Origin of the sequence: Bacteroides sp. 2_2_4, from assembly GCF_000157055.1 — a bacterium.
Taxonomy (GTDB): Bacteria; Bacteroidota; Bacteroidia; order Bacteroidales; family Bacteroidaceae; genus Bacteroides; species Bacteroides ovatus.
Genome location: NZ_EQ973361.1, coordinates 424,464 through 449,502, shown reverse-complemented (window position 1 = coordinate 449,502; position 25,039 = coordinate 424,464). Strand labels below are relative to the sequence as shown.

Sequence of the window (25,039 nt, the reverse complement as noted above, 5' to 3'; positions counted from 1 at the left end):
TAGTGAACAGACCTTTCCACTCTAGTGGAACGATTCAGATACCGGTAGGAAAACATGAGAATATCTACTCCATACACTTTCATAAACGCTTTATAATATATTATTAATCAATGCATAACTGAATATGTAGCATTGAATCTATTACAATTAATTAGCCTCTTTGCCCTACGAAAGATTATGAGAAATGCCTTGAAAAGCTATGAGAAATACTTTGTTTTGTGGACAAAATGCTGGTAACACTATGAGAAATACCCTTTTGTGTTTTATTTCTCATAGTATTATATAACTGATTTGAAGATTGTTATCACATATATTATGAGAACATGAGAAATGAAAATGAAAAATCATTTGCAGGAGCTTTGATATAAATACAGGAAACTATCCACACCTATGTTTTTCGAGAAAATGATAAATCGGTTCAGTTCATATCATAGATTTATTTCGTACCTTTGCCATTCTATTTATATAAAAAGAAAAAATGAGTAAAGAATACACACTCGCAGATTTCACAGATATTTTTGATTACTCCACAGGATGGTTCAGCGACAGTAGCATTTGTAGTCTATTCTATCAGATATTCAAACGATTCCCTTCCATGAAAATGGTAAAATATAAAGTAAACCAGGATTTTCTGAAAGAAATCAAGGAACTTTATCAGCAAGATGACGCGTTCGATATATTCGAGCATGTGTACTGCAATCATTTTGAAAATGAAAAAGAAGAAGAGGAGGAAGAAGAAGATAATACATCTACAAAAGAGTTATACGACTGTATCGTTATCTGCAAAAAGAATTTGATGATCGGCTATTTTGATAATTGCGTAAAGATTGCCTATTCCAATATCGACAAGGAGGAAATCAATCAGATCAATCAGATTTGCGAAAACCACAAGAAGGAAAATGAGAAACTTAACAATCTATTTATAGTAACATACTCTCATAACTACTTCAGCCTGAAACAATCGCAAGTTAATGAACCTGCTATTCAGATTGATCGTCACTATAACGATGATTTTGTTCCCGTAGCTGCCGAGATCGAAAACTTTCTGCTGGAGGACAACAAAAGCGGATTAATCATTTTGCATGGAAAACAGGGTACAGGAAAAACGACTTATATCCGCCACCTTATCAATCTTGGAAAAAAGAGAATGATCTATATGAGTGGAGACCTGGTAGATAAACTTTCGGATCCGAGCTTTATCACTTTCATCCGCCAACAAAAGAATTCTATCTTCATCGTAGAGGATTGCGAAGAACTATTGTCAAGCCGCAACGGAGGCAACCGTATGAATGCCGGCTTAGTCAACATACTGAATATTAGCGACGGGCTATTGAGCGATGAATTGTGTATCAAATTTATCTGCACCTTTAATGCTCCATTAAAAGATATCGACGAAGCATTGCTTAGAAAAGGACGTCTGGCTGCCCGATACGAGTTTAAAGACCTGACTACTGATAAGGTTAATCAACTAATCAAGGAAGAAAGCCTGGATATTCCCGAACAGACACACCCCATGACACTGGCTGAAATCTATAATTACGAAGGAATGGATTTCTCCCAGGGAAGAAAACGGGTAGGATTCTAAAGATATTCTCCGGAATAGAATTGCCAGAGAAAAAACAGGCAATTATTATTGTGGAATACAAGTATATAAATTTTATCTACATCCGGACACGATTCGACATTTTTATACGTTTATTATACGTTAAAAGAGTTGCCCTATTATTGAGCAACTCTTTTAAATATAAAACTTCTTAAGTTCAAACTTAACTTGTGATACCTTATACGGACATATTCTTACTTATAAGTTAACGGAACTTCAAAGATATTCACTCACAAAACCTGCTATTATCCAAAGCTGAAGGGAAAAGCGCTTTCATCAGATAAAGCAATTAATCCATTTTTCCGTTGGATACAAATTTTGTTCTCTCGTGCCAACCAACCGGCGGCCAATGCTGTACTTTCTACGCTTAGGTTTAATCTTCTCGCCAATTCAGGTATTGAAATTTCACCAATTTCTTTCAGGGCATACCAGACCTTTCCGGCATTGTTCCCTACAATTGTTTTATCCATGGCTATTTTTATTAATAATTCGGTTACAATATAATCATTTTAATAATAGTTTATAACAAAACTGGCTTTTTTATTTTAGTTTTTGACATTATTTAAAACAAGAAAATCAATTTCGCAATTAACGGTTAAAAATTTGGTCATGGTTCACACCATAACACCACTGTAAGGTACATTATATATCAAAATAAATTCTCAAAACAGGTATAGGGCAACCATAGAAAGAAAATAGAAAGTTGACATTTCCGCAATATCGGACAAGTCATTTCGCTTTTTTACCAATACCTTTGCGAAGTGAAATACCAAAATTAGTTATGCAACAGAAAAAAACAACGAAAGAGGAATATCAAAAGTGCGTAAATGTTGTAGTGGAATACATCATCCAACATTTAGGAGAAGATATTGATTTAAAATCTCTGGCCAGAATTTCAAACTTTTCTCCTTTTTACTTTCACCGGATCATGAAAGCTTTTCTCGGTGAACCGATTGGTACGTTTATTGTCCGGACGCGGACAGAAGCTGCCGCACGCCTACTCCGCTACTCGGATATTCCGATTGCTGACATCGCCTACCGGATTGGTTACGCATCCCCTTCTTCATTATCGAAAGTGTTCAAGCAATTTTATGGCATTTCACCTTTAGAATATAGAAACAATAAAAACTTTGTAATTATGAAACCAGCGATTATCAGGCCAGACCTGGAACTAAAAAAAGAGATCAGAAATGTCTCCGAACGGAATGTGATTTATATCCGCCTTACAGGCGACTACAAACTGAATGATTACGGTGGCACTTGGGGCCGTTTATTCCAATTCATCAAAGAACAAAAACTGCCGATGGGAGATTTCAGCCCGCTTTGCATCTACCACGATGATCCGAAAGTGACGCCAGCCGAGAAACTGCGTACAGACGTATGCATGGTAATGCCTGTAAAGGTTGCCCCCAAAAGTGATGTGGGATTCAAGGTTATCCCAGCCGGACGTTATGCTATTTTCCTTTATAAAGGCCCGTATGACAATCTGCAAGCTGTGTACGATACGATTTACGGAAAGTATCTGCCCGAAATGGAATGTACGATACGTGATGAAGCCAGTGCTGAACGCTATCTGAACAATCCATGTGACACTCCCCCCGAAGAGTTGTTGACGGAGATCTATATTCCGGTAGAATAATCCGGATAAGGGGACGAAGGAACAGCAGTCACTTCCAGACAGGCTGTTCCCTCTTCCCTACCTGTTATTTTTCAGCATAGACGCCAATCCTGTTTCCTTCACTATCCGTGAATACGGCAAACCATCCTTTATCGTCTGCCTCAATCTTTGTTTTGGGAATGACAACTTTCCCTCCTTTCAGAAGCACTTTTTCCAACGTTTGTTCAATATCCTCACAGTTGAAATGGATAAGTACGCCATGCGTTGAAGGAAGAAAGTCGAAATTTGAAGCATAAGAAATAGCACCGACGGTTTCACCTTCTTCCGTGAAACAAGCCATTTTCTCTGTTTCACATTCAAAAGTCGGAAGTTGCACACCCAACACAGTTTCGTAAAAATCGACAGCCCGACGGAAATCGGTAGCAGGAATCTCAAAAAATGCAATTAATTTTTTCATCTCGTTTCTTTTTTATGGTTACTACTAAGCCTTTGCAAAGACATTGCAAAAGTAGGGTAACACGAGGAAGCACGATAGAAAAAAAGAGACATCTTTAGAGTTCAGAGAAATAATCGGAATAAGGGGCGCATACAGAAAGATACTCCGCAGGGGTATAACCGGAAAAGAGTTTGAATTCCTTTATCATGTGAGACTGATCGGAAAAGCCACATTCATAAGCCACTTGTACAAAAGGAATCGTAGCATCCTGTTGCAGCATGGATAACGCCCGTTGCATACGGATAATACGAATAAATTCCTTGGGAGTAGTGCCGACATAATCGGCGAAGATACGCCCAAACTGCTTACTGCTCAAACAGGCTGTTTCCGACAAATGAGAAATATTGATTTGCGGCCGGAGGTTTATTTCATGAAAGACAGCAGACATCCGCTTGAGATTATACTCGGGAAGAGTGTATAAACGACGAAGAAAAAACTGCTCTATCAACCGAATACAAACTGCATTATCAGAAGTATCCGTGACCTGTTTCACTAAATCCGACAGTTCTACATCTTCCATCGCATCGGTATCTACAGTCTGCCCATGGAACAAATGACTGGGTATATGAAACAATGCTTTTACCGCATAAGGTTGAAAAACAACAGTAATCATCTCTATCCTGCCTGTAGACATCACATCCGAGAAACCGACCGATTGTCCGGAAATAAAGGATTGGGGTTGCAGCTCCGACTCGCCCAACAAAAGAAGTTGTTTCCCTTTATGGAATACCAGTTGCATGCAGCCAATAGGCAGAGTCCGTTCGGAGACAGGAGCTATTGAGTCGTCTTGCAATATCCAGTAATGCCGTATATAGGGAGCCAGTGCAAAACAGGGTTTTATCAGTTGAAATGATTGCATATAACAAAGATATTATTTCTTAATCCAAATGCAAAAGTAAAACTCCTGTTTAAAAGGGGATAGTAAAAAAAGGACTTCTTTACTTAATTAAAAAAGCATCCCCTGCTTGAAGAAACATGATTGCAACTCATTCAAACAGAGGAAGAATTCTTTAGATAACGGAAAGTCCATATTCGTAGGCTTCCGACATCGCATTGTAATCTGCATCGGAATATGCGCCTTTATCTCTTGCTTTCTGCATATCTTTCATAAACGATTCCACAGAAGACAGGAAGCTATAATAATTCTTTTGCTCTTCATCATAGCCTGTGACAGCAGGAAGTTTCTTTGCAGCTTCGAGTTCTTTCTTCAATTCTGCCATCTTCACATCAATGCGAGCACCCTCCAGTACATGTTTGCGGGAATAAAGATTCATTATGCTTTGCACAGTGCCGGACATCTTACGCATAGCCATGATTTGATCTTTCAACGGTTCGTCGGCAAGAAGTTCTTTTTCAGCCTGTTCCGTGAGAGGGCTTAGAATATCAAAAATCACTTGTTTATATTCGGACATTTCTACACTTAGCCGATAGTTTTCATCCAAGAGCTTGCCAGCCTTGGCTGTCTCTTTGGCCTGCTTGTAAGAGAGAAACTTATTAAAATTATCATAGAATTGCGCCCGTGCACTGAAAAGTCCTCTATAACTCTGCTTCAGATTCTGACGGACTTGTATATTAAAGTAATCTCCCGGATCCATCAATTCCGCAGTGTCTCTGGCAGATACTTCAGGCGGTGCTATCGGAGATACTTCAGGAACTTTTCCTGTCTGTTCCATATATCCCAAGACCGCATTTACGTCTTTTGCATTAGCTACATGCCTCAACACGATGAGCGATGTATGATAATAGTTTATCACTTTACTGGCATTATCCAATTCCTCCGGAGTGACGGAGGACGCAGCCTGTTTCTTGTTTCCTCCCGAACAGGAAACCAATAAGAAAGCACCTATCAGTGCTCCAAACAATAAGATATTCTTCTTCATAATAATGGTTAGTTTATTGAGTCTTTCGTACTATAACAATAAAAATCGTTTTTTGTTATAGACAAACAATGCATATTCGAAAAGTGTTCTCTATATGATATTAACTTAAAAATAAAACAAATATGGAACAATCATTTCAAAAAGGAGTTGTGCTCCATTTGGCTTCTCTCATTGAATATACTGAAGGAGGCGTTATCAGCAAACAGTTAATCAAAAGTCCGGCAGGAAATATCACTTTATTTTCTTTTGATAAAGGAGAAGGGTTAAGCGAACATCGTGCCCCGTTTGATGCGCTCGTGCAGGTATTGGAAGGGGTAGTGAATATTACTGTAAACGGAACTCTGTTCACCGTAAAAGCAGGAGAAAGTATCGTATTTCCGGCGAATGCGCCGCATGCCCTTACAGCAGTGGAGAGATTTAAGATGCTGTTGACTATGATTAAGGAATAAACAATCATAGTGTATAAAAACAAAAAATGGCTACTCATCACGAGCAACCAATCTTTTGTTAACCTTAAATCTAATACTTATGAAAAAAACACTGTACAAAGGTACCATATTTCAGGTAAATAGCAAATTTTAGAGCCTAAACAGCCCATATTATAACAGGGTTTAATACTCTGGGAAGCGCATTAACATTTCAGACTTCACACGTTAACATTTAACATATTCATTCACACAAGTTACTTCTTGGGTAAGTAAGAATACAAAAAAGAGGGAATCATTGAAACAACATCGTCTTTTTTTTTGTAACTTTGAACTATGATAATCAGTGCCAGCCGCCGGACAGATATTCCGGCATTCTATTCCCAGTGGTTTTTCAACCGGATTAAAGAAGGATATGTATTAGTGCCCAATCCATATCATCCGAAAATGATTAGCAAGATCTCTCTATCTCCTGCTGTAGTAGATTGCTTTGTTTTCTGGACCAAGAACCCGGCACCTATGCTCAACCAACTGGAGAAATTGCAGGATTACAACTATTACTTCCAATTTACACTTAACCCCTACGGAGAAAAGCTGGAAAATCATTTGCCCTCCATCAATAAACGAATGGATACCTTTAAAAAGCTGGCTGATAAAATCGGCAGGGAAAGGGTGATCTGGAGATATGATCCGATACTGACGAACGAGGAATACAATGTTTCTTTCCACCAGGAAGCATTTGCCCGGATTGCCGACGAACTCAAAGACCACACTGCCAAATGTATGCTGGGATTCATAGATCATTACCAGCATATCCGGAACTCTGTACGGTTATTCAACATCCATCCGCTGACTCAAGAGGAAATAGAAGAAATGGCTGTCTCCTTTAAAAAAACAATCGACGTTTATCCCGACATACAGCTGGATACTTGTACTGTAAAAGTGGATTTAAGACATTTAGGTATTCCGAGCGGCCTGTGTATTGATAAGGATCTGATAGAAAAGATCATCGGTTATCCTATCCTCGCCCAAAAGGATAAAAACCAGCGTAACATCTGCAACTGCATTGAAAGCATTGATATCGGAACTTATGAAAGTTGCCTGAACGGATGTATTTATTGTTATGCCATCAAAGGCAATTATAACACGGCAGTATATAATAGGAGAAAACATGATAAAAACTCACCGCTACTCATCGGCCATTTATCCGAAGATGATATCGTAAAGGAACGGGAGATGAAAAGCCTGCGGGATAACCAATATTCGTTGTTTTAATCTCTTCGGTCTGCAGTTGACTTACAGGCATAAAAAAAGGCTATCTATCCCAGACAGCCAATCTTTTGTTAACCTTAAATCTAATACTATGAAAAACACAGTACAAAGATACGTACTTTTCGGTTATCTCCAAATTTTGAGGCCAAAGCAGCGTATCTTATAACATGGTTTAATAGAATCAGAGCCGTATTAACAAATGAGTGGGCAGGCATTAACATTTAACAGTTTTCTTAAATAATCAGAGCGTAAAACTGGAAAAGATGCAAAAGTTTTCGAATCGAACACCTTATCTTATTAAAGAGAGTTTATAAGGGCTAACAAATTCCTCTGCCAGCTGTTTCTAATAGAAGGTAATCATCAAATTCCCATTATATGAACAGATTCGAAAATAAAGTAGTTGTCATCACCGGTGCCGCCGGTGGTATCGGCGAAGCAACCACACGCCGCATTGTCTCCGAAGGAGGCAAAGTAGTCATCGCTGACCATTCCGAGAAAAGAGCGGAGCAGCTTGCCAACGAACTCACGCACGCAGGGGCTGACGTGCGTCATGTCTATTTCTCCGCCACCGAACTCCAGAGTTGCAAAGAGTTGATTGATTTTTCCATGAATGAATATCAAAGAATAGACGTACTGATTAATAATGTAGGAGGAACTGATCCCAAACGTGACCTTAGCATCGAAAAGCTGGACATCAACTACTTTGACGAAGCATTCCATCTGAATCTCTGCTGCACGATGTATCTTTCCCAACAGGTCATTCCTATCATGACTGCCAATGGTGGTGGGAACATTGTCAACGTAGCTTCCATAAGCGGACTTACGGCTGATGCCAACGGTACTTTATACGGCGCCAGCAAAGCGGGTGTCATCAACCTGACGAAATATATCGCTACTCAAATGGGAAAGAAAAACATCCGTTGCAACGCCGTAGCTCCGGGACTGGTACTTACTCCCGCTGCATTGGACAACCTGAATGAGGATGTACGTAATATCTTCCTCGGTCAATGTGCCACTCCTTATCTGGGAGAACCGGAGGATGTTGCAGCTACCATCGCTTTTCTGGCTTCGAACGATGCCAGATACATCACTGGACAAACGATTGTGGTGGATGGCGGACTGACCGTTCATAATCCGACAGTGGCGTTATCATAAAACGACCGGATAACGTATTATCGGTAAAGATGATAGGTTATTAACCGGCAACCATTACAAAAAATAATCTCTTTTTCCTTGATGTTACCGATAGGAAACATATCTTTGTGACCAGTCAGTAACAAAAGTATCAAAGTATGGAAAAAGAGATTACTAAAAACAGACAGGCTACGGAAATGACCCTGATTACAGCCGTCAACGACATCATTGAAGAAAGCGGTTTCGAGGGGTTGGGGATCAATGCGGTAGCAGCCAAGGCCAAAGTTTCAAAAATGCTTATCTACCGTTATTTCAATTCGCTGGATGGACTGATAGCAGCCTACATTCAGCAGAACGACTATTGGATTAATTTCGATGAAGAGTTACCGGATCAGGCTCATTTAGCCGCATTTATCAAGCAGATATTCAAAAGACAAATCATGCGGTTACGGGAGAATTATACATTGAAACGCCTGTATCGCTGGGAACTGACAACGGACAATAAGTTTGTGAAAGAGTTGCGCAACAAACGGGAAGAGAAAGGAATCTGGCTGGTAGAGGCAGTCAGCAAACTATCAAAACATCCGAAAAAAGAGATTGCTGCTATGGCTTCCATCATCACCGCAGCCATCAGTTATCTGGCATTGCTCGAAGAAAACTGCCCGGTCTACAACGGCCTCAAGATTCAGCAGGAAAGCGGCTGGGAGGAATTGGAAGAAGGCATCAATCTATTAGTAGACCTCTGGTTACAAAAACAACTCTAATCAAATGAATAAAATGACAATAATAGGAATATGGTTTCTTTCTCTATTGATAAATAGTGGATGCAACCGGGATTTAGTAGAATACGACAGTAACGATCTTAAAATATCTATTGAAAAAGGGGAAGAGTGGTTGCATAATTTTCCTTTGTTTCTAGGCATCAACATCAAAAATCCGCCCCAGATTACAATCTGGACTGAAGACATGGAAGGGAATTATCTGTCCACCGTGTATGTGACACACAAAATAGCCACTCAATCCTGGCAAGCCTCCGGCGGTAACCGCCGAAAGGAAGCGCTGCCGCATTGGTGTTATCAACGGGGAATCCAATATGAAGACGGGTTATATCTCCCTAGCAAAAAGGAACCGTTGACGGACGGTATCAGCGGAGCTACTCCGAAAGGTAGTTTTAATGTGAAGATGTCGCCAACCGGGAAGTTGAAGAAGTTTATAGTCAAAATTGAAATCAATCATTCTACAGATTTCAATGATGCATATCCGAAATCGGCCAAAGAAGGAGACGCCAATTACTCCGGTGGAAAAGAAGGGAGCGGACAGCCTGCCCTTGTCTACGCAGCAGAAGTGGATTTGACTTCCGGCAAGAAAGAATTTACAGCCAAACTGATCGGACACAGTAGCCCGGATGGAAGTAATGGAGATCTTACCAAAGATACTTCTTCACTCACAACTGCATTGCATATCGTTAAAAGTATAACCGTGTATGTGCAATAGCAGTAGCTAACCATCGTATTATCAGACTCTATCCTTGCATCATTATGAAGAAATTTATATTCATCTTTGCGCTGCTATCTTTCATCACTATATGTGCCGACGGACAAACAGACAGCAGACGTCTCTCTTACACTACATATATCGGGACAGGTTTTTCTATGAATCAGCCTTCTTACACGCCTTTCAACTGGCAAATCGTCAGTCACTACCACATCAGTCAACGGTTTGCCATCGGTGCGGGTAGCGGACTTTCTGTTTATGAGAAGTTGCTCATTCCGCTTTATGCCAGTGCGCAATTTTATATAACGAAGCCCAGGAGACTGACTCCTTATCTGGAATGTCATATCGGTGGGTCTTTTGCCACAGACAGAGAAGCAAACGGAGGCTTTTACCTCTCTCCTTCCATCGGTGCACAATTTAAGGTCAACCGGAAATTTAAACTGAATTTGATGGCAGGTTATGAACTCCAGAAACTGGAACGGACAAAGAAACAGGAAGATCCGTATTTCCATACGACGTTTAAGGAAGAATTGTCGCACCATTCCATTACGCTGAAAATCAGCTTGACTTATTGAGGTAAGTATAATAAGAGATAAGGAATTTGCCATTGCAAACAGAATATATATTCAGATCCTGGCTTTATTCCCCTCGAATAAAAAAAGGCATAATTATTAATGATTAAGTCGTTATATTATTCAACAAATACTAACTTTACGACGTTATAAAATATAAAGAGCGAACGAAATGATTGTTAAGACATTACTAGATACCGATCTTTATAAGTTTACCACATCGTATGCTTATATCAAACTGTTTCCCTATGCAATGGGCACGTTTAGTTTCAACGACCGGAATGAAACTCAATATACCGAAGATTTCCTGAAGGCACTCAAGGCAGAGATCAAGAATCTTAGTCAGTTGAGGTTTACGGAAGAGGAGCTGGAATATATGACGAAAAACTGCAGATTCCTTCCGAGAGTCTACTGGGAGTGGTTGTCTTCTTTTCGTTTCGATCCGAATAAGATTGATATTCATCTGGATGAAGCTTGTCATCTCCACATCGAAGTGACTGACTTGCTTTATAAAGTGACTTTATACGAAGTGCCTTTGCTCGCTATTGTCTCCGAAATCAAAAACCGTTTCTTTGGCAATGTAGCAGACATGAACGAGATTCTTTGCAAGCTGTCGGAGAAAATAGAATTGTCGAATCAACATCAGCTTCGCTTTTCAGAGTTCGGCACACGGAGAAGATTCTCCATTGATGTGCAGGAAACGGTTATCAAGAAGCTGAACGAAACAGCGCAATATTGCACCGGAACTTCCAACTGTAACTTTGCAATGAAATATGGAATGAAAATGATGGGAACTCATCCACATGAATGGTTTATGTTTCATGGAGCACAGTTCGGATATAAACATGCCAACTATATGGCACTCGAAAACTGGGTGAATGTTTATGACGGTGATTTAGGTATCGCACTTTCCGATACATATACTTCCGGCATCTTCCTTAGCAACCTTAGCCGTAAACAAGCCAAACTTTTCGATGGAGTGCGGTGTGATTCCGGCAATGAATTTGAGTTTATCGATAAGCTGGTTGTCCGCTACAAAGAGTTGGGAATCGACGCGACAACCAAAACCATCGTATTCAGCAATGCCCTAGACTTTACAAAAGCATTGGATATTCAAGAATACTGCAAAAACAAAATCCGCTGCTCTTTCGGGATCGGTACCAATCTCACCAACGATACCGGGTTCGAACCTTCGAACATCGTAATGAAGCTGACACAATGTAAGATGAATGTCAATCAGGAATGGAGAGAATGTATCAAACTGTCTGATGATGAAGGAAAACATACCGGCAGCCTTGAAGAGGTACAGGCTTGCCTGTATGAGTTACGACTCAACAGAAAGCAATAAAAATAAAGAAAAGCAGGAAGTACCTCACCGGAGAATACTTTCTGCTTTTCTTTATGCATATTAGAAGTATGCCAGACAAAGACATACCAGCATAGAATCAGCTACGCATATCATTGTAACAAACTATACAATAATCGTCAGGATTTGAATCCTTTCACTGCTCTTTCCAATCTTTCCAAAGGTAATTCGCCGGATTGTCTCCAGAGCTGTTGTCCTTTTCTAAAAAGAATAAAGGTAGGAGTCGACTCAACTGTATAGAAATCTGTAAGGGCAGGTTCCTGATCGATGTCTACCAATACCACTTCCAATGTTCCTTCCATCAGTTTCTTAAATTCTTCAACAACCGGTTTCATACGTTGGCAATGAGGACACCACGTTGCATAAAACTCTGCCATTACCCAATCACCGTTAGCCAGTTTCTCCTGATTTCTTTCTTCACGAGCTATTTTCTTTTCTTTCATACGAATATCTCCTTTTAATTAATTACTATCAACCTAACAATATCAGGAGAAATATAGTTTAGAAAAGTAGCAAGGTTATACACTAATTAAAGAATCCTTATTTAAAGATAAGCATTGCACAAAAATGAAACTTTCGTGCAAAAAAGGAACATCTTATTTAATATTTATTTATCTTTGCCCCCCGAAATGGTTCAGAATCCGTATCCAACGGACGACGATTAATAGGGAATCGGGTGTAAGTCCCGAACAGTCCCGCTGCTGTGAAGCTCTGTTCAATGTCTTATAATTGAACTAATTTAACGCCACTGATGTTAATCGGGAAGGCAAATAAGACAAGAGTCAGTCAGAAGACCTGCCATTTTGTGTAAGACGCTCCCCTCCTCGTGGGTTAGGAGAAAGAGCATCACTTGTTAAGCCCCAAATCAAAAAAATACTGTTTTTCGTCGGGTGGAGTATGTCCATTAGATGGGAAGACATTAATAAGTATGTACTTAATTGAAAAAAGTATGATAAAAAAAATCTTAGTAGCCAATCGCGGTGAAATTGCCGTAAGGGTGATGCGCTCCTGCCGGGAGATGGAGATAACGAGTATCGCTATCTTCTCCGAAGCAGATCGGACCGCGAAGCATGTGCTTTATGCAGACGAAGCTTATTGCGTAGGGCCGGCAGCATCCAAAGAGAGTTATCTGAATATAGAAAAAATCATCGAAGTGGCGAAAGCAGCTCATGCGGACGCCATCCATCCGGGTTACGGCTTCTTGTCCGAGAATGCTACCTTCGCCCGTCGATGTCAGGAAGAAGGAATCATCTTTATCGGACCTAATCCGGAAACAATGGAAGCCATGGGGGATAAAATTGCTGCCCGTATCAAAATGATCGAGGCGGGAGTACCCGTTGTTCCCGGCACACAAGACAATTTGAAAAGTGTGGAAGAAGCCATAGAACTTTGCAATAAGATCGGATACCCGGTGATGCTGAAAGCTTCTATGGGCGGTGGTGGAAAGGGTATGCGCCTCATCCACAGTGCCGAAGAAGTGGAAGAAGCTTACACTACTGCCAAGAGCGAATCGTTGTCTTCCTTTGGCGACGACACGGTTTATCTGGAGAAGTTCGTTGAAGAGCCTCATCATATCGAGTTCCAGATTCTTGGTGACAAGCATGGAAATGTCATTCATCTATGCGAACGCGAATGTTCCGTGCAACGCCGTAACCAGAAAATCGTAGAAGAGACTCCTTCGGTTTTCGTCACTCCCGAACTACGGAAAGATATGGGTGAAAAGGCGGTAGCTGCGGCTAAAGCGGTGAACTACATCGGTGCGGGTACTATCGAATTTCTTGTTGACAAACACCGCAACTATTATTTCCTTGAGATGAACACCCGTTTACAGGTGGAGCATCCGATTACGGAAGAAGTGATTGGGGTAGATTTGGTGAAAGAGCAGATTAAAGTTGCCGACGGACAAGTGCTTCAACTGAAACAAGAAAATATCCAGCAACGTGGACACGCTATTGAGTGTCGTATTTGTGCCGAAGATACAGAAATGAATTTCATGCCGAGCCCCGGTATCATCAAACAGATTACAGAGCCGAACAGTATCGGTGTACGTATCGACAGTTATGTGTACGAGGGATACGAAATTCCAATCTACTACGACCCGATGATCGGTAAACTGATTGTATGGGCTACCAACCGCGAATACGCTATCGAACGGATGCGCCGTGTACTCCACGAATATAAGTTGACCGGTGTGAAAAACGACATCAGCTATCTGCGTGCCATCATGGACACTCCCGATTTCGTGGAAGGTCACTATGATACAGGATTCATCACCAAGAACGGCGAGTATCTGCAACAACGCATCATGCGCACCAGCGAACATTCCGAAAATATTGCTTTGATTGCCGCCTATATGGACTACCTGATGAACCTCGAAGAGAACAACAGCGGTATGGCTACCGACAACCGTCCTATCAGCAAATGGAAAGAGTTCGGACTGCACAAGGGAGTGTTGAGAATCTAATTTTAACAAAGAGAATTCAATTATGGAAATTCATATAGGAAACCGAGTGGCCGAAGTAGAGTTGGTCAGTAAGGAAGATAACAAGGTGGTGCTTACCATTGATGGAAAACCGTTTGAAGCAGACGTAGTGATGGCGGAAAACGGCACTTGCAATATCTTGATGGACGGACGCAGTTCGAATGCACAGCTGATTCGCCGTGATAACGGGAAAAGCTATAAAGTGAATACGCATTATAGCAGTTTCAATGTAGAAATTGTGGACAGCCAGGCAAAATATCTACGGATGCGCAAGAAAGGGGAAGAGGAACAGAACGACTGCATCATTTCTCCGATGCCGGGCAAGGTAGTGAAAATACCTGTTGTAGCCGGCCAGGAAATGAAAGCGGGAGATACTGCCATCGTTATCGAAGCAATGAAGATGCAGAGCAACTACAAAGTGACTTCGGATTGCCGCATTAAAGAAATTCTGGTTCAAGAAGGTGATAGCATAACCGGCGAACAGACATTAATAACATTAGAACCGATTGCATAATAATAAGAACGGATTGCATTATGGAAGAAATAAATAAAGCATACGCCACGTTCGAGGAACGTGACCGCATCGCTTCTCTTGGTGGAGGCGTTGATAAAATAGAGAAGCAACATGAAAGCGGTAAAATGACTGCTCGCGAACGTATCGAGATGTTGCTCGATAAGGGTACTTTCGTTGAACTGGATAAGTTGATGGTTCACCGTTGTACGAATTACGGTATGGATAAGAACAAAATTCCGGGAGATGGTATCGTGTCCGGTTATGGAAAGGTAGACGGTCGCCAGGTGTTTGTTTACGCTTATGACTTTACAGTATATGGCGGCTCACTGTCAGCTTCCAATGCTAAAAAGATTGTGAAAGTACAACAACTTGCATTGAAGAACGGCGCCCCGATTATCGCTTTGAATGATTCGGGCGGTGCACGTATCCAGGAAGGGATCGAGAGCCTTTCCGGTTATGCTGATATTTTCTATCAGAATACAATGGCCAGCGGTGTGATTCCACAGATTTCGGCAATCCTGGGTCCTTGCGCCGGAGGTGCCTGCTACTCTCCTGCCCTGACCGATTTCATCTTTATGGTGAAAGAAAAAAGTCACATGTTTGTGACTGGTCCGGATGTAGTAAAAGCTGTGATTCATGAGGAAGTAAGTAAAGAAGAGCTGGGTGGCGCAATGACACATAGTAGCAAGAGCGGTGTGACTCACTTTATGTGCAATACCGAAGAAGAATTGCTGATGAGCATCCGTGAACTGCTTTCTTTCTTACCGCAGAATAATATGGATGAAGCTAAGAAAAAACCTTGCACTGACGAAACAAACCGCGAAGATACTTCTCTGGATACAATCGTTCCGGTAGACCCGAACGTACCGTATGACATGAAAGACATTATCGAACGTGTTATAGACAACGGCTATTTCTTCGAAGTGATGCCGAACTTTGCTAAGAATATTATCATTGGCTTTGCCCGTATGGCAGGTCGTTCGGTAGGTATCGTAGCGAATCAGCCAGCTTATCTTGCCGGTGTTCTCGATATTGATGCCAGCGACAAAGCAAGCCGTTTTATCCGTTTCTGCGATTGCTTCAATATTCCATTGATTACATTCGAAGATGTTCCGGGATTCCTTCCGGGATATACGCAGGAAAACAATGGTATCATCCGTCACGGTGCAAAAATAGTTTATGCATTTGCAGAAGCCACTGTTCCCAAACTGACAGTGATTACCCGCAAAGCTTACGGTGGTGCTTATATCGTAATGAACTCCAAGCAGACCGGAGCTGACGTGAACTTCGCTTACCCAAGTGCAGAAATTGCTGTGATGGGTGCGGACGGCGCCATCAATATCCTGTTCCGCAAAGCTGACGAAGCAACAAAGGCCAAGGAACTGGAAGCCTACAAAGAAAAGTTTGCCACTCCGTATCAGGCTGCTGAGCTGGGATATATTGACGAAATCATTTATCCGAGACAGACTCGCAAACGTCTGATTCAGGCACTGGAAATGACGGAAAACAAGATGCAGACAAACCCGCCCAAGAAGCATGGTAATATGCCTTTATAACAACTAGATAAGGTGCGCAAAAGCACCACTCATAAAACGAGCTTGCAGAGATTCTATGATATACTTTAGGAGATTTGTAAGCTCGTTTCTTATTTGTAAGCCTGCCGTTTCTTTATATGTGACAAAAAAAACGGCACCTCGATTCACATCGCAGCACCGTCACAACACAAACACAAAATAAAACACGACAAAACTACTATGCAATCTTCCTGTCATGCCGGGGAGGCATACCTTGCTTGACTTATCTATATTCGCATACACACAAGAAGCTTTATCAGGCGATTTGCACAATAAATAACATACATTTCCGGATTTTGTTCACAGGATTGATAAGATTTTATTCAATAATATGATAAGAAAATGAAATAGCACGCCCTTTAAGGAATTCAAGAGAAACGAAAAAACGGTACCCCGATTCACATCGCAGCACCGTCACAACACAAACACAAAATAAAACACGACAAAACTACTATGCAATCTTCCTGTTATGCCGGGGAGGCATATTCACTAGCCTATATATATTCGCATACCTACAAGTAGCCATCAGGCGATTTGCATATATAAAACATTCAGATTTTTATTTTGTTCACGAAAGGAGAAGTAAAAATGTTATTTCTTCTCCTTATAGTCTTTCAGGAAGCCTTCCATCAGCCATTTGGCGAGTGCCTGACGATTGGAATTCATCACCAACCGACGCTGATCGAACGTATTCTGGATATTACCCAACTCCACAAAGACGGAAGCGGGAGTGGTATGGGAAAGTACGTATAAGTTACGCCCGCTTACTGTGCCGGAAAAGCCCCGGTTGGGTTGATGCTTATCATATTTTGACTCAAACGTATCTTTCATATTATTTGCCAATCGTTTGCTTTCTCCCTTTTTATTCGAATAATAGAAAAAGACATCTGTTTGTTTTCCCTTACTACGGCTATCAATATGAATAAAAATCGCCCTGCAATAAGAGTAGTTCTTACGGTCTTTCCGGTAAAGAGCGTTTATTTTATCACAGCGTTGCTGTAAGCGTTGCACCTGATTCAAAGGAATTGGATCACCCATACAAGTCTCCCGTTTACTGTTTGACAGGTACGAATCATCACGGATACCATCTTTAGCATCTTGAATGATAATACGGACTTCGGCCCCTTCCTGCATCAGGTTACGTGCCAGACGGAGAGCAATATCATAAGCGTATTCATCTTCGTGCAGTTCGTATTTACCAACTTTCCCGATAGCACCCGGATCAGGACCTCCATGTCCGCTGACCACATAGAAGCAAGCACCGGCAAGACGGTTGGAAGTGACTTTCACATCAGCCAGTTGTTTTCCAAACAGAGGCTGATTGAGGGTAGTTCCTATTTTTGTTGATTTAGCTTTCGGAGATTGTTGCTTTGTCCCGGTATTTCCGGAAGGTGATTTCTTGATGGGAGGAATAACATACGTCACGCCCACTTTAAGCACATTGTTCTTTCCCAGTTTCTGTTTATTCAGCTCAATAAAGTCGTCGTAATACTTCTTCGGAGAGCGGTTGTGCCTTAATAGAAAAGAAGAGATACCTTCACCCGCCTTCGGGGTTGCCTTCTGCTGTGCCCAAAGAGTTGTGCCCGAAAAAAGAAAAGCTAAGAATAAAAGAATATAGAGTTTATTTTTCATAACTACATTAACTATCTCCTTCGCAAGAGTATCATTTCACTCATAAACAGGGCAAAAATACAATTATTTTCCCTACTTTTGCAGCATTAAAACATTTTTTGAAATAAAACATTAAAACCCGATAACATTATGGCAAAACAATTCAAACCGGAAACCCTGTGTGTACAGGCAGGATGGACGCCTAAAAAAGGCGAACCACGCGTATTGCCCATCTATCAAAGTACAACTTTCAAATACGATACCAGCGAGCAGATGGCCCGCCTGTTCGACCTGGAAGACAGTGGTTACTTTTATACCCGCCTGCAAAATCCAACGAATGACGCTGTTGCCGCCAAAATCGCTACCCTTGAAGGTGGTGTAGCCGCTATGCTGACTTCCAGCGGCCAGGCTGCCAACTTCTATGCCATTTTTAATATCTGTCAGGCAGGAGATCACTTTGTTTGCTCTTCCGCTATTTACGGAGGTACGTTCAACCTGTTTGGCGTGACCATGAAGAAGCTAGGCATCGATGTGACTTTCGTTAATCCGGATGCCAGCGAAGAAGAAATTTCTGCAGCTTTCAAACCGAATACAAAAGCTTTATTCGGTGAAACGATTTCCAACCCTTCTCTTGAAGTACTGGATATTGAGAAATTTGCACGCATTGCACACAGTCACGGGGTTCCCTTGATTGTTGACAACACTTTCCCGACCCCGATCAACTGCCGCCCATTTGAATGGGGAGCTGACATCGTGGTTCATTCTACTACCAAATACATGGACGGACACGCTACAAGCGTAGGTGGCTGTATCGTAGACAGCGGTAATTTTGACTGGGATGCTCATGCTGAAAAATTCCCGGGACTTTGTACTCCGGACGAGTCATACCACGGACTGACTTATACCAAAGCATTCGGCAAAGGTGCTTATATCACCAAAGCAACTGCCCAACTGATGCGTGACCTCGGCAGCATCCAAAGCCCGCAAAATTCTTTCTTATTGAATCTGGGACTTGAAACGTTGCACCTGCGTATGCCTCAACACTGCCGCAACGCGCAGAAAGTAGCCGAATATCTTTCTAAAAATGAGAAAGTTGCCTGGGTAAACTATTGCGGACTGCCGGACAATAAATATTATAGCCTTGCACAGAAATATATGCCGAATGGTTCCTGCGGAGTCATCTCCTTCGGACTGAAAGGCGGACGTGACGTATCTATCAAGTTTATGGATTCACTGGAATTCATTGCGATCGTTACTCACGTGGCGGATGCACGTAGTTGCGTGCTCCATCCGGCGAGCCATACTCACCGCCAGTTGACGGATGAGCAACTGATGGAAGCAGGTGTACGCCCGGACTTGATCCGTCTATCGGTAGGTATCGAAAATGCGGATGATATTATTGCTGATATCGAACAGGCATTGAACGCATAAGAATACCGTAAAGGTATAAAATAATAAGAGAAGGCACGGGAATGAAATATTTCCCGTGCCTTCTTATTTTCCACAAAAAGAAAGTTAATTTCGCAAAGAATCATTTCAAATATGAACCGATAAATCTTCTCGGATGTTTATCTTTGCAGGGAACCAAATTCTGTACAGATATGAAAAAGAATCTATTATTAGCATTCGTATTATGCTTTTCTTACGGATTTTCTTATTCCCATTCATTTAACAACCCAACTAACCTGACTACAAAGATGCAAAACTTTGAAATGGATTCATTTACCACCCAAAATGGGAAAAGCCTGAAGATCACTTTCTTCAGACATGCGAGCTTATTGCTGGAATATGCAGGACAAAAAATATTCGTTGATCCAGTATCCGATTACGCCGACTATACACAACAGCCGAAGGCGGATTTCATCCTGATTACGCATGAACATGGAGACCATTTCGATACCAAAGCAATAGCAGCTATCGAAACAAGCGGGACTAGAATTATTGCTAATCCTAATTGCCGGAAAATGCTGAACAGAGGACAGGAAATGAAGAACAGTGATGTGCTTCAACTGGCAGATGATATGAAACTGGAAGCCGTACCGGCCTATAATACGACTCCCGGCAGAGATAAGTTCCATCCCAAAGGACGTGACAACGGCTATATTCTTACTCTGGGAGGGACCCGCATCTATATCGCCGGAGATACAGAAGATATTCCAGAACTAAACCAAATGAAAGATATTGATATCGCTTTCCTGCCAGTCAACCAACCCTACACCATGACACCGGAACAAGCGATACGTGCAACTCAAATTATCAAGCCGCACATTTTGTATCCTTATCATTACGGAAATACGGATATCAATAAAGTAAAAGAAGGATTGAAAAATGAGAAAACAACCGAAGTACGTATACGGGCTTTACAATAAAGCCCGTACAAATGATTACAAATCCTCCGCAGATAAACTGAAGATCATTGTATCCACCCAATATACAACCGTTCTATCTGCAGGTAAAACATCTTCGAGATAAGGTGAATCAGATACATCTTCCAACCATGCCGTAGTAATCGGACCTCTTTCTCTTGTAAGACTTTGAGTTCCTAAATACGGGCTAAAATTAAAGAAGGTGTGTTGTTTCTCTACATCATTTTCACCTTTATATGTAAAGACACTTCCCATCCATTAAGATACAGGACTGTAGAAGAAATCGTGTTCGTACAGGTTCCCGTTTCGTCGATTAATTCGGAACCGCTAAATAAAATAATCTCTGCATCATCTTGACAGGCTGATATACAAAAAGTCATGAGAGAGAGGAGAAAGAAGCCTAATAAAGTTTTTGTTTTCATATTTTCAGTGGTATGGTTAAATCGCGATTTATGTCATTGTTTTACAAAGATATAAAGTATTTGTATAGTATCATCATACAAATATGATGAATTATGTTTTCTTTATATACACCCGATGTGTTCCTCTACCATCAATCCCGATACCGGAACCGGGCGTATACGCCCATTGGCGCAATTCATTGGTAGCCGCCGTGCGCAGCAGACCTGTCAGTTTCCGGTATTCGTAGACCGTCAGAAAAGGATGTTCCTCCAGATATCTAACAGCCAATGCTAGTCGTTGCTCCGGTGTATACTTCTGTGAAGAGCGTTGCGACTTCCACGGAGCTCTTTCCAGCAGACATCTTCCGTTGATACGCCTCACCATCTTCCTGTCTACACGAAAGTTCACGCTCCCCACCACAATGCTTCGTGCGTTACGATGGGTTTCACCCTCTCCGGTCTTTTCGCGTTCTTTATCTTTGCATAACGCCAACGAAGGAGAGAATGTTCCGATACCATCCAGCTTCACAGACTTGCCTTCTGCCATCTGATGTGCCATTTCAATACCGATCTGTGTAATTACGCCTTCCACATCTCCGACATTAAAACCACTGCTGGATGCTATCTGACGTATTAAATCCTCGGTAGATACCTGATCTATCATTGCAAACCGAGGATAAAGTACCTGTTCGCCCGTTCCATGAATATCGGGCATTTCTTCCATTACGTACATTGCCATAATACTAAAGTTTATTTGAAATATTGATTATTAATAGAAAACTTACTCGCTATAGGTAGAAAACTTGTTCTCCCCTACAGGAAAAGTTGTTTTTCCTATAGGACAAACTAAAACCGCAAGTTCTGGTTTTATAACTGAAACTTCTGATTACATAATCAAAAGTTTCGGTTTTATAATCAGAACTTGCGGTTATAGTTTTCTTACCAACAAAGATACGTTTTCCTGCCGGGATAAGCAAGTTTAATCCCTATGAAAAAGAAGTTTGATTACAATTCAGTTACTTATTACCGCTTCTTTACTTTATATCCTTTCAGGGTAAAACCAACTTCAAACAGGTTCAAAAGGGCTATCCGGATGTTATCTTCTATATAGGTCTCCATATTATCATATTTTGCAAAGTTGACGGGAAGGAGTCTGTTATTCCTCCTAAAGCTTTCATCCGGTATTTTACCCGTAAAACGTCCTTTCTTCTTCACTCCCCAACGAATGGTTTTACTACAAGGAAGAGGTATACCTATCGTCAGCACTTTTTCTTTAGTTACCGTATCGGTGATTCCATGTTTCCAGATACTGATATGGTTGGCTCCCAAATAAGTGCCGATATAAAGGACAACGGTCAGCGTCCAATCGTCCAAAGCCTCATCGGTTTGAATACCATTCACCAAATCAGAGAAATAGCCTTCAACCATTTCTCTGTCAAAACAGTTTAGTTCAGGCCATTCACATTTCTCAAACAGTTGATGCACATTGACAGGAACCAGTAAGGTGGTTATTTCTAACTGATATTTCATTCATTTCGTTTTTATATCATTGCATCTAAAATCGTCTCAAGTATCTTATCGACTATAAATATACAATTTTACCAGATCAAATACTAAAGAATAGAGCTTTTTTAAACCTATTTCTGAAAAAGAAAGGACTGTTTGATACACCCCCTCCTATGTAAACAGGGTTTATCAGACAGTCCTTTCCGTGCGGAGTATGATTCGTCCGTTATTCAGTGGACGATCCTTGCTTTTCGTCCTTACGGCATTTCAGTTTCTATCTGGAATTTACGGCTTACTTTCATCAAATTGATGGTATAAGTGACTACGTTCTGTGCTTCCTGAACCATCGTGAGATACACCATGCTCACCCGGATGCTTCCTGATTGGCTTTGGATGCGTTGCAGTTCCTTACGTTTCAATAGTGAAAGCTGTCCGTTGAGGTCGTTGGCACGACGGATTTCTTCTTCGAAGTCGTTGTACTCGTTGTTTTCCATTTTCTTACGACACTGCTGAATCAGATAGGTGATATCTTCGGATACATCGCTGAATTCACCTTTCTGGATGGCGTCCAATGGGTTGAAGTTGTTGTCGATATGTTCGAGGCAAGGTTCGCAGAGGCGGGAAATACTGTAGACCAATTCGCTGGCGAAGTCGTTGCCTTGATAGTAATAAAGTCCTTTTTCGAGTACGGTGTTATTGTCGAGACGACACATGGCGACGGTGCCCGAACGTTTCATCTGTTTGATGAGCTGTTTCTCAAATTTAGTGGACCCCATGGCACGACGCAATCCTCGCAGATTTTCATGAAGGAATGAAGTGACAGTCAGTTCGAAATTTGTTTCTGCATATTCCAATACTTTGGAAAGTTCTTCGCGGGTGTGCTTACGCATCAGTTGCAGGGCTTCTGTGCTGTCTGTGGTTTGCATCAGTTGCTTCAGCGTTTCGTTACCTTGTTCTTTCGCTTTGCGTTTCTTGTACATCACCTGGCTACGGATCAAGATGAATACAGCTATACCGATGAGGGCGATGATAGAGATGTTACCTCCATAATGGAGTACGAGAGCTACGAAGAAACAGATGGTGAAGGCGGCTCCGGCGGTGATGAACCAGCCTCCGATGACGCTTAATACGCCGGTGATACGGTAAACGGCTGAATCACGTCCCCAGGCGCGGTCGGCCAAAGAAGTACCCATAGCTACCATGAAGGTTACGTAGGTGGTGGAAAGGGGAAGTTTCAGGGAGGTTCCCAAGGCGATGAGCAGACCGGCCAATACCAGGTTGACAGAAGCGCGGACAAGGTCGAAAGCAGCTCCGTCGGCAATGATTGCTTCGTCTTTGCGGAAGCGGGAGTCAAGCCATTTTTTGCTGCCGTCCGGCATTATTCGGGAGATTCCATTGGCAAGTGTCATGCTGATGCGGACTACTGTGCGGGCGATCGGAGTACTTCCGAATGCTTCTTCTCCTTCATCTTGGCGGGAAAGGTCGACAGATGTTTTAATTACAGCATGTGCTTTTTTAGAGGTGCAGAGGGCGTAGACCATGACGGCTCCGGCTCCGATAAGAAAATACCACGGTGTTTTAGCAGGTCCCAGCAAGGAGGTCATCAGGAAGCCGTTCGGATTTCCTTCTCCGTTGGCGGTGTAATCTAAAAAAGAGGAGAAACCTGCGAGGGGAACGCCAATAAAGTTGACAAGGTCGTTACCGGCAAAAGCGAGAGCCAGAGCGAAGGTTCCCATCAGTACGACGACTTTGAAAACATTGATTTTCATCCAGTGAAGGATTTGCATCAGTACGGTGAAGAATACAAAGAAAACGGTGATTAGCATCAGTGTGTTGTCTTGTATCCAGTGTTTGTTTTCAGAGGTCATGAAGGAGCTGTCTTTCAGTCCTTTGATAAGCATGAAATAGATGATAGCGGTAGCGGCTACACCTCCGAAGAGGGCAATGCTGTATTTCATCTTTTTCGTATAGTTGAAAGTGAATATCACACGGGCAAGCCATTGTACAAGCATTCCGAAGAAGAAGGCGATAGCGACGGAGACGAAGATCGCCATGATGACGGAGAGGGCTTTGTCGGTGTTTATGAGGTCGCCCAGACCGAGGGTATCGCTATTATGTACTTTGATAAGTGAGAGGGCAAAGGTACCTCCGAGTAGTTCAAAGACTAGTGAAACGGTGGTAGAGGTGGGCATCCCCATGGAGTTGAATACGTCCAGCAGTACTACGTCGGTCAACATGACGGCCAGCAGAATGCACATGATTTCGGCAAAGTAGAAGTGCTCGGGCTGGTAGATGCCGTGCCGGGCAATGTCCATCATACCGTTGGACAGGGAAGCGCCAATGAATATACCAATACCGGCTATGAAAAGAATGGTTTTAAACGAAGCGGCCTTGGCGCCTACCGCAGAGTTCAAAAAGTTAACTGCATCATTACTGACTCCGACTATCAGATCGAAAACAGCTAGTACAAAGAGGAAGATGATAATGCATAAATAAATAGTCTCCATAATAAATATATGTGTATGTTGTTTCCGGCTGCAAAGGACGGGATTTGACGTTGCAGGGAGGTGTCATACATGTTACATTTATGTTACAATCATCTTTCTTTTGTCTCGTAATCGTCTTTCTTTTGTCTTGAAACAAAAGAAAGAAGCAAAGAAAAATTCAAGGCTGACTTTTTTCTCCTACTCGCTCCCTGCACTGCGCTAAAGGGCAGAAACTCGCT

23 protein-coding genes, 1 pseudogene and 1 riboswitch are annotated in these 25,039 nt (G+C 41.8%); of the genes and pseudogenes, 14 read left to right on the top strand and 10 right to left on the bottom strand.

Translation table 11 applies throughout. The annotated features are described in order from the left end of the window. Window positions 1-478: 478 nt before the first annotated feature. The gene (locus tag BSCG_RS10940; protein WP_008776368.1) at window positions 479-1,585 is read left to right on the top strand and encodes an AAA family ATPase; all 1,107 of its coding nucleotides are present in this window, start codon (window positions 479-481) and stop codon (window positions 1,583-1,585) included. 263 nt (window positions 1,586-1,848) lie between these two features. Here the strand turns inward: BSCG_RS10940 and BSCG_RS10945 are convergent, their stop codons facing one another. Beyond that, window positions 1,849-2,073, bottom strand: a complete 225-nt coding sequence (locus BSCG_RS10945; protein ID WP_004296847.1) for a winged helix-turn-helix domain-containing protein — start codon at window positions 2,071-2,073, stop codon at window positions 1,849-1,851. Between the two features lie 311 nt (window positions 2,074-2,384). Here BSCG_RS10945 and BSCG_RS10950 point away from each other — a divergent pair, with 311 nt between their 5' ends. Continuing rightward, window positions 2,385-3,242 (top strand): GyrI-like domain-containing protein, encoded by an 858-nt coding sequence (locus tag BSCG_RS10950; protein WP_004296845.1) that lies wholly within the window; start codon window positions 2,385-2,387, stop codon window positions 3,240-3,242. A 64-nt stretch (window positions 3,243-3,306) separates the two neighbouring features. On the opposite strand, the gene BSCG_RS10955 is transcribed toward BSCG_RS10950, so the two are convergent. From BSCG_RS10955 to BSCG_RS10965, 3 genes are all read right to left on the bottom strand, one after another. Then, window positions 3,307-3,678 (bottom strand): VOC family protein, encoded by a 372-nt coding sequence (locus tag BSCG_RS10955; RefSeq protein WP_004296844.1) that lies wholly within the window; start codon window positions 3,676-3,678, stop codon window positions 3,307-3,309. 94 nt (window positions 3,679-3,772) lie between these two features. After that, the gene (locus BSCG_RS10960) at window positions 3,773-4,576 is read right to left on the bottom strand and encodes a helix-turn-helix domain-containing protein (RefSeq protein ID WP_008776366.1); all 804 of its coding nucleotides are present in this window, start codon (window positions 4,574-4,576) and stop codon (window positions 3,773-3,775) included. 151 nt (window positions 4,577-4,727) lie between these two features. Then, a complete protein-coding gene (locus BSCG_RS10965; RefSeq protein WP_004296841.1) occupies window positions 4,728-5,597 on the bottom strand; it encodes a DUF6845 domain-containing protein in 870 nt (289 codons plus the stop codon). Window positions 5,598-5,719: 122 nt separating this feature from the next. Here BSCG_RS10965 and BSCG_RS10970 point away from each other — a divergent pair, with 122 nt between their 5' ends. The 7 genes from BSCG_RS10970 to pncB all read left to right on the top strand — a co-directional run bounded on the left by BSCG_RS10970 (window position 5,720) and on the right by pncB (window position 11,842). Continuing rightward, a complete protein-coding gene (locus BSCG_RS10970; protein WP_004296840.1) occupies window positions 5,720-6,046 on the top strand; it encodes a cupin domain-containing protein in 327 nt (108 codons plus the stop codon). 312 nt (window positions 6,047-6,358) lie between these two features. Next, a complete protein-coding gene (locus BSCG_RS10975; RefSeq protein ID WP_004296839.1) occupies window positions 6,359-7,297 on the top strand; it encodes a DUF1848 domain-containing protein in 939 nt (312 codons plus the stop codon). A 372-nt stretch (window positions 7,298-7,669) separates the two neighbouring features. Next, the gene (locus BSCG_RS10980; protein ID WP_004296838.1) at window positions 7,670-8,449 is read left to right on the top strand and encodes an SDR family NAD(P)-dependent oxidoreductase; all 780 of its coding nucleotides are present in this window, start codon (window positions 7,670-7,672) and stop codon (window positions 8,447-8,449) included. A gap of 137 nt (window positions 8,450-8,586) precedes the next feature. Next, the gene (locus BSCG_RS10985; protein WP_008776365.1) at window positions 8,587-9,192 is read left to right on the top strand and encodes a TetR/AcrR family transcriptional regulator; all 606 of its coding nucleotides are present in this window, start codon (window positions 8,587-8,589) and stop codon (window positions 9,190-9,192) included. Between the two features lie 4 nt (window positions 9,193-9,196). After that, window positions 9,197-9,922, top strand: coding sequence for a hypothetical protein (locus BSCG_RS10990; protein WP_008776364.1), 726 nt, complete (start codon window positions 9,197-9,199; stop codon window positions 9,920-9,922). 44 nt (window positions 9,923-9,966) lie between these two features. Continuing rightward, a complete protein-coding gene (locus tag BSCG_RS10995) occupies window positions 9,967-10,497 on the top strand; it encodes a hypothetical protein (RefSeq protein WP_008776363.1) in 531 nt (176 codons plus the stop codon). Window positions 10,498-10,666: 169 nt separating this feature from the next. After that, window positions 10,667-11,842: a nicotinate phosphoribosyltransferase gene (pncB, locus tag BSCG_RS11000; protein WP_008776362.1), complete on the top strand. Its 1,176-nt coding sequence runs from the start codon at window positions 10,667-10,669 to the stop codon at window positions 11,840-11,842. 137 nt (window positions 11,843-11,979) lie between these two features. Here pncB and BSCG_RS11005 read toward each other — a convergent pair whose 3' ends face one another. Then, the gene (locus tag BSCG_RS11005) at window positions 11,980-12,303 is read right to left on the bottom strand and encodes a thioredoxin family protein (protein ID WP_004296832.1); all 324 of its coding nucleotides are present in this window, start codon (window positions 12,301-12,303) and stop codon (window positions 11,980-11,982) included. Between the two features lie 170 nt (window positions 12,304-12,473). Beyond that, a riboswitch (cobalamin riboswitch) is annotated at window positions 12,474-12,678 on the top strand. Between the two features lie 131 nt (window positions 12,679-12,809). On the opposite strand from BSCG_RS11005, the gene accC reads away from it, so the two are divergent. Genes accC through BSCG_RS11020 form a run of 3 tightly spaced genes read left to right on the top strand, consistent with a single transcriptional unit; the run spans window position 12,810 to window position 16,412 of the window. Continuing rightward, on the top strand, window positions 12,810-14,324 hold the full coding sequence (gene accC, locus BSCG_RS11010; RefSeq protein ID WP_008776360.1) for an acetyl-CoA carboxylase biotin carboxylase subunit: 1,515 nt from the start codon (window positions 12,810-12,812) through the stop codon (window positions 14,322-14,324). Window positions 14,325-14,346: 22 nt separating this feature from the next. After that, window positions 14,347-14,856 carry an acetyl-CoA carboxylase biotin carboxyl carrier protein subunit gene (locus tag BSCG_RS11015; RefSeq protein WP_008650400.1) on the top strand — a complete coding sequence of 170 codons (510 nt, stop codon included), beginning with the start codon at window positions 14,347-14,349 and terminating at the stop codon, window positions 14,854-14,856. A gap of 20 nt (window positions 14,857-14,876) precedes the next feature. Then, on the top strand, window positions 14,877-16,412 hold the full coding sequence (locus BSCG_RS11020; RefSeq protein WP_004308982.1) for an acyl-CoA carboxylase subunit beta: 1,536 nt from the start codon (window positions 14,877-14,879) through the stop codon (window positions 16,410-16,412). Window positions 16,413-17,021: 609 nt separating this feature from the next. On the opposite strand, the gene BSCG_RS11025 is transcribed toward BSCG_RS11020, so the two are convergent. Next, a complete protein-coding gene (locus tag BSCG_RS11025) occupies window positions 17,022-18,062 on the bottom strand; it encodes an N-acetylmuramoyl-L-alanine amidase (RefSeq protein WP_008776359.1) in 1,041 nt (346 codons plus the stop codon). A 129-nt stretch (window positions 18,063-18,191) separates the two neighbouring features. Here BSCG_RS11025 and BSCG_RS11030 point away from each other — a divergent pair, with 129 nt between their 5' ends. Together BSCG_RS11030 and BSCG_RS11035 are read left to right on the top strand one after the other, a co-directional pair. Continuing rightward, window positions 18,192-19,472 (top strand): O-acetylhomoserine aminocarboxypropyltransferase/cysteine synthase family protein, encoded by a 1,281-nt coding sequence (locus tag BSCG_RS11030; protein ID WP_008650398.1) that lies wholly within the window; start codon window positions 18,192-18,194, stop codon window positions 19,470-19,472. 41 nt (window positions 19,473-19,513) lie between these two features. Beyond that, a complete protein-coding gene (locus tag BSCG_RS11035; protein ID WP_004308978.1) occupies window positions 19,514-20,410 on the top strand; it encodes an MBL fold metallo-hydrolase in 897 nt (298 codons plus the stop codon). A 15-nt stretch (window positions 20,411-20,425) separates the two neighbouring features. Here BSCG_RS11035 and BSCG_RS30900 read toward each other — a convergent pair. From BSCG_RS30900 to BSCG_RS11050, 4 genes and pseudogenes are all read right to left on the bottom strand, one after another. Further along, window positions 20,426-20,829, bottom strand: a pseudogene (locus BSCG_RS30900) (hypothetical protein). A 91-nt stretch (window positions 20,830-20,920) separates the two neighbouring features. After that, window positions 20,921-21,547, bottom strand: coding sequence for an HU family DNA-binding protein (locus BSCG_RS11040; RefSeq protein WP_004296814.1), 627 nt, complete (start codon window positions 21,545-21,547; stop codon window positions 20,921-20,923). Between the two features lie 284 nt (window positions 21,548-21,831). Next, entirely contained in the window at window positions 21,832-22,338 is a 507-nt protein-coding gene (gene imm9, locus BSCG_RS11045) for an Imm9 family immunity protein (protein WP_004296812.1), read from the bottom strand. Between the two features lie 233 nt (window positions 22,339-22,571). Beyond that, window positions 22,572-24,821, bottom strand: coding sequence for an inorganic phosphate transporter (locus tag BSCG_RS11050; RefSeq protein ID WP_004308971.1), 2,250 nt, complete (start codon window positions 24,819-24,821; stop codon window positions 22,572-22,574). Window positions 24,822-25,039 lie beyond the last annotated feature (218 nt).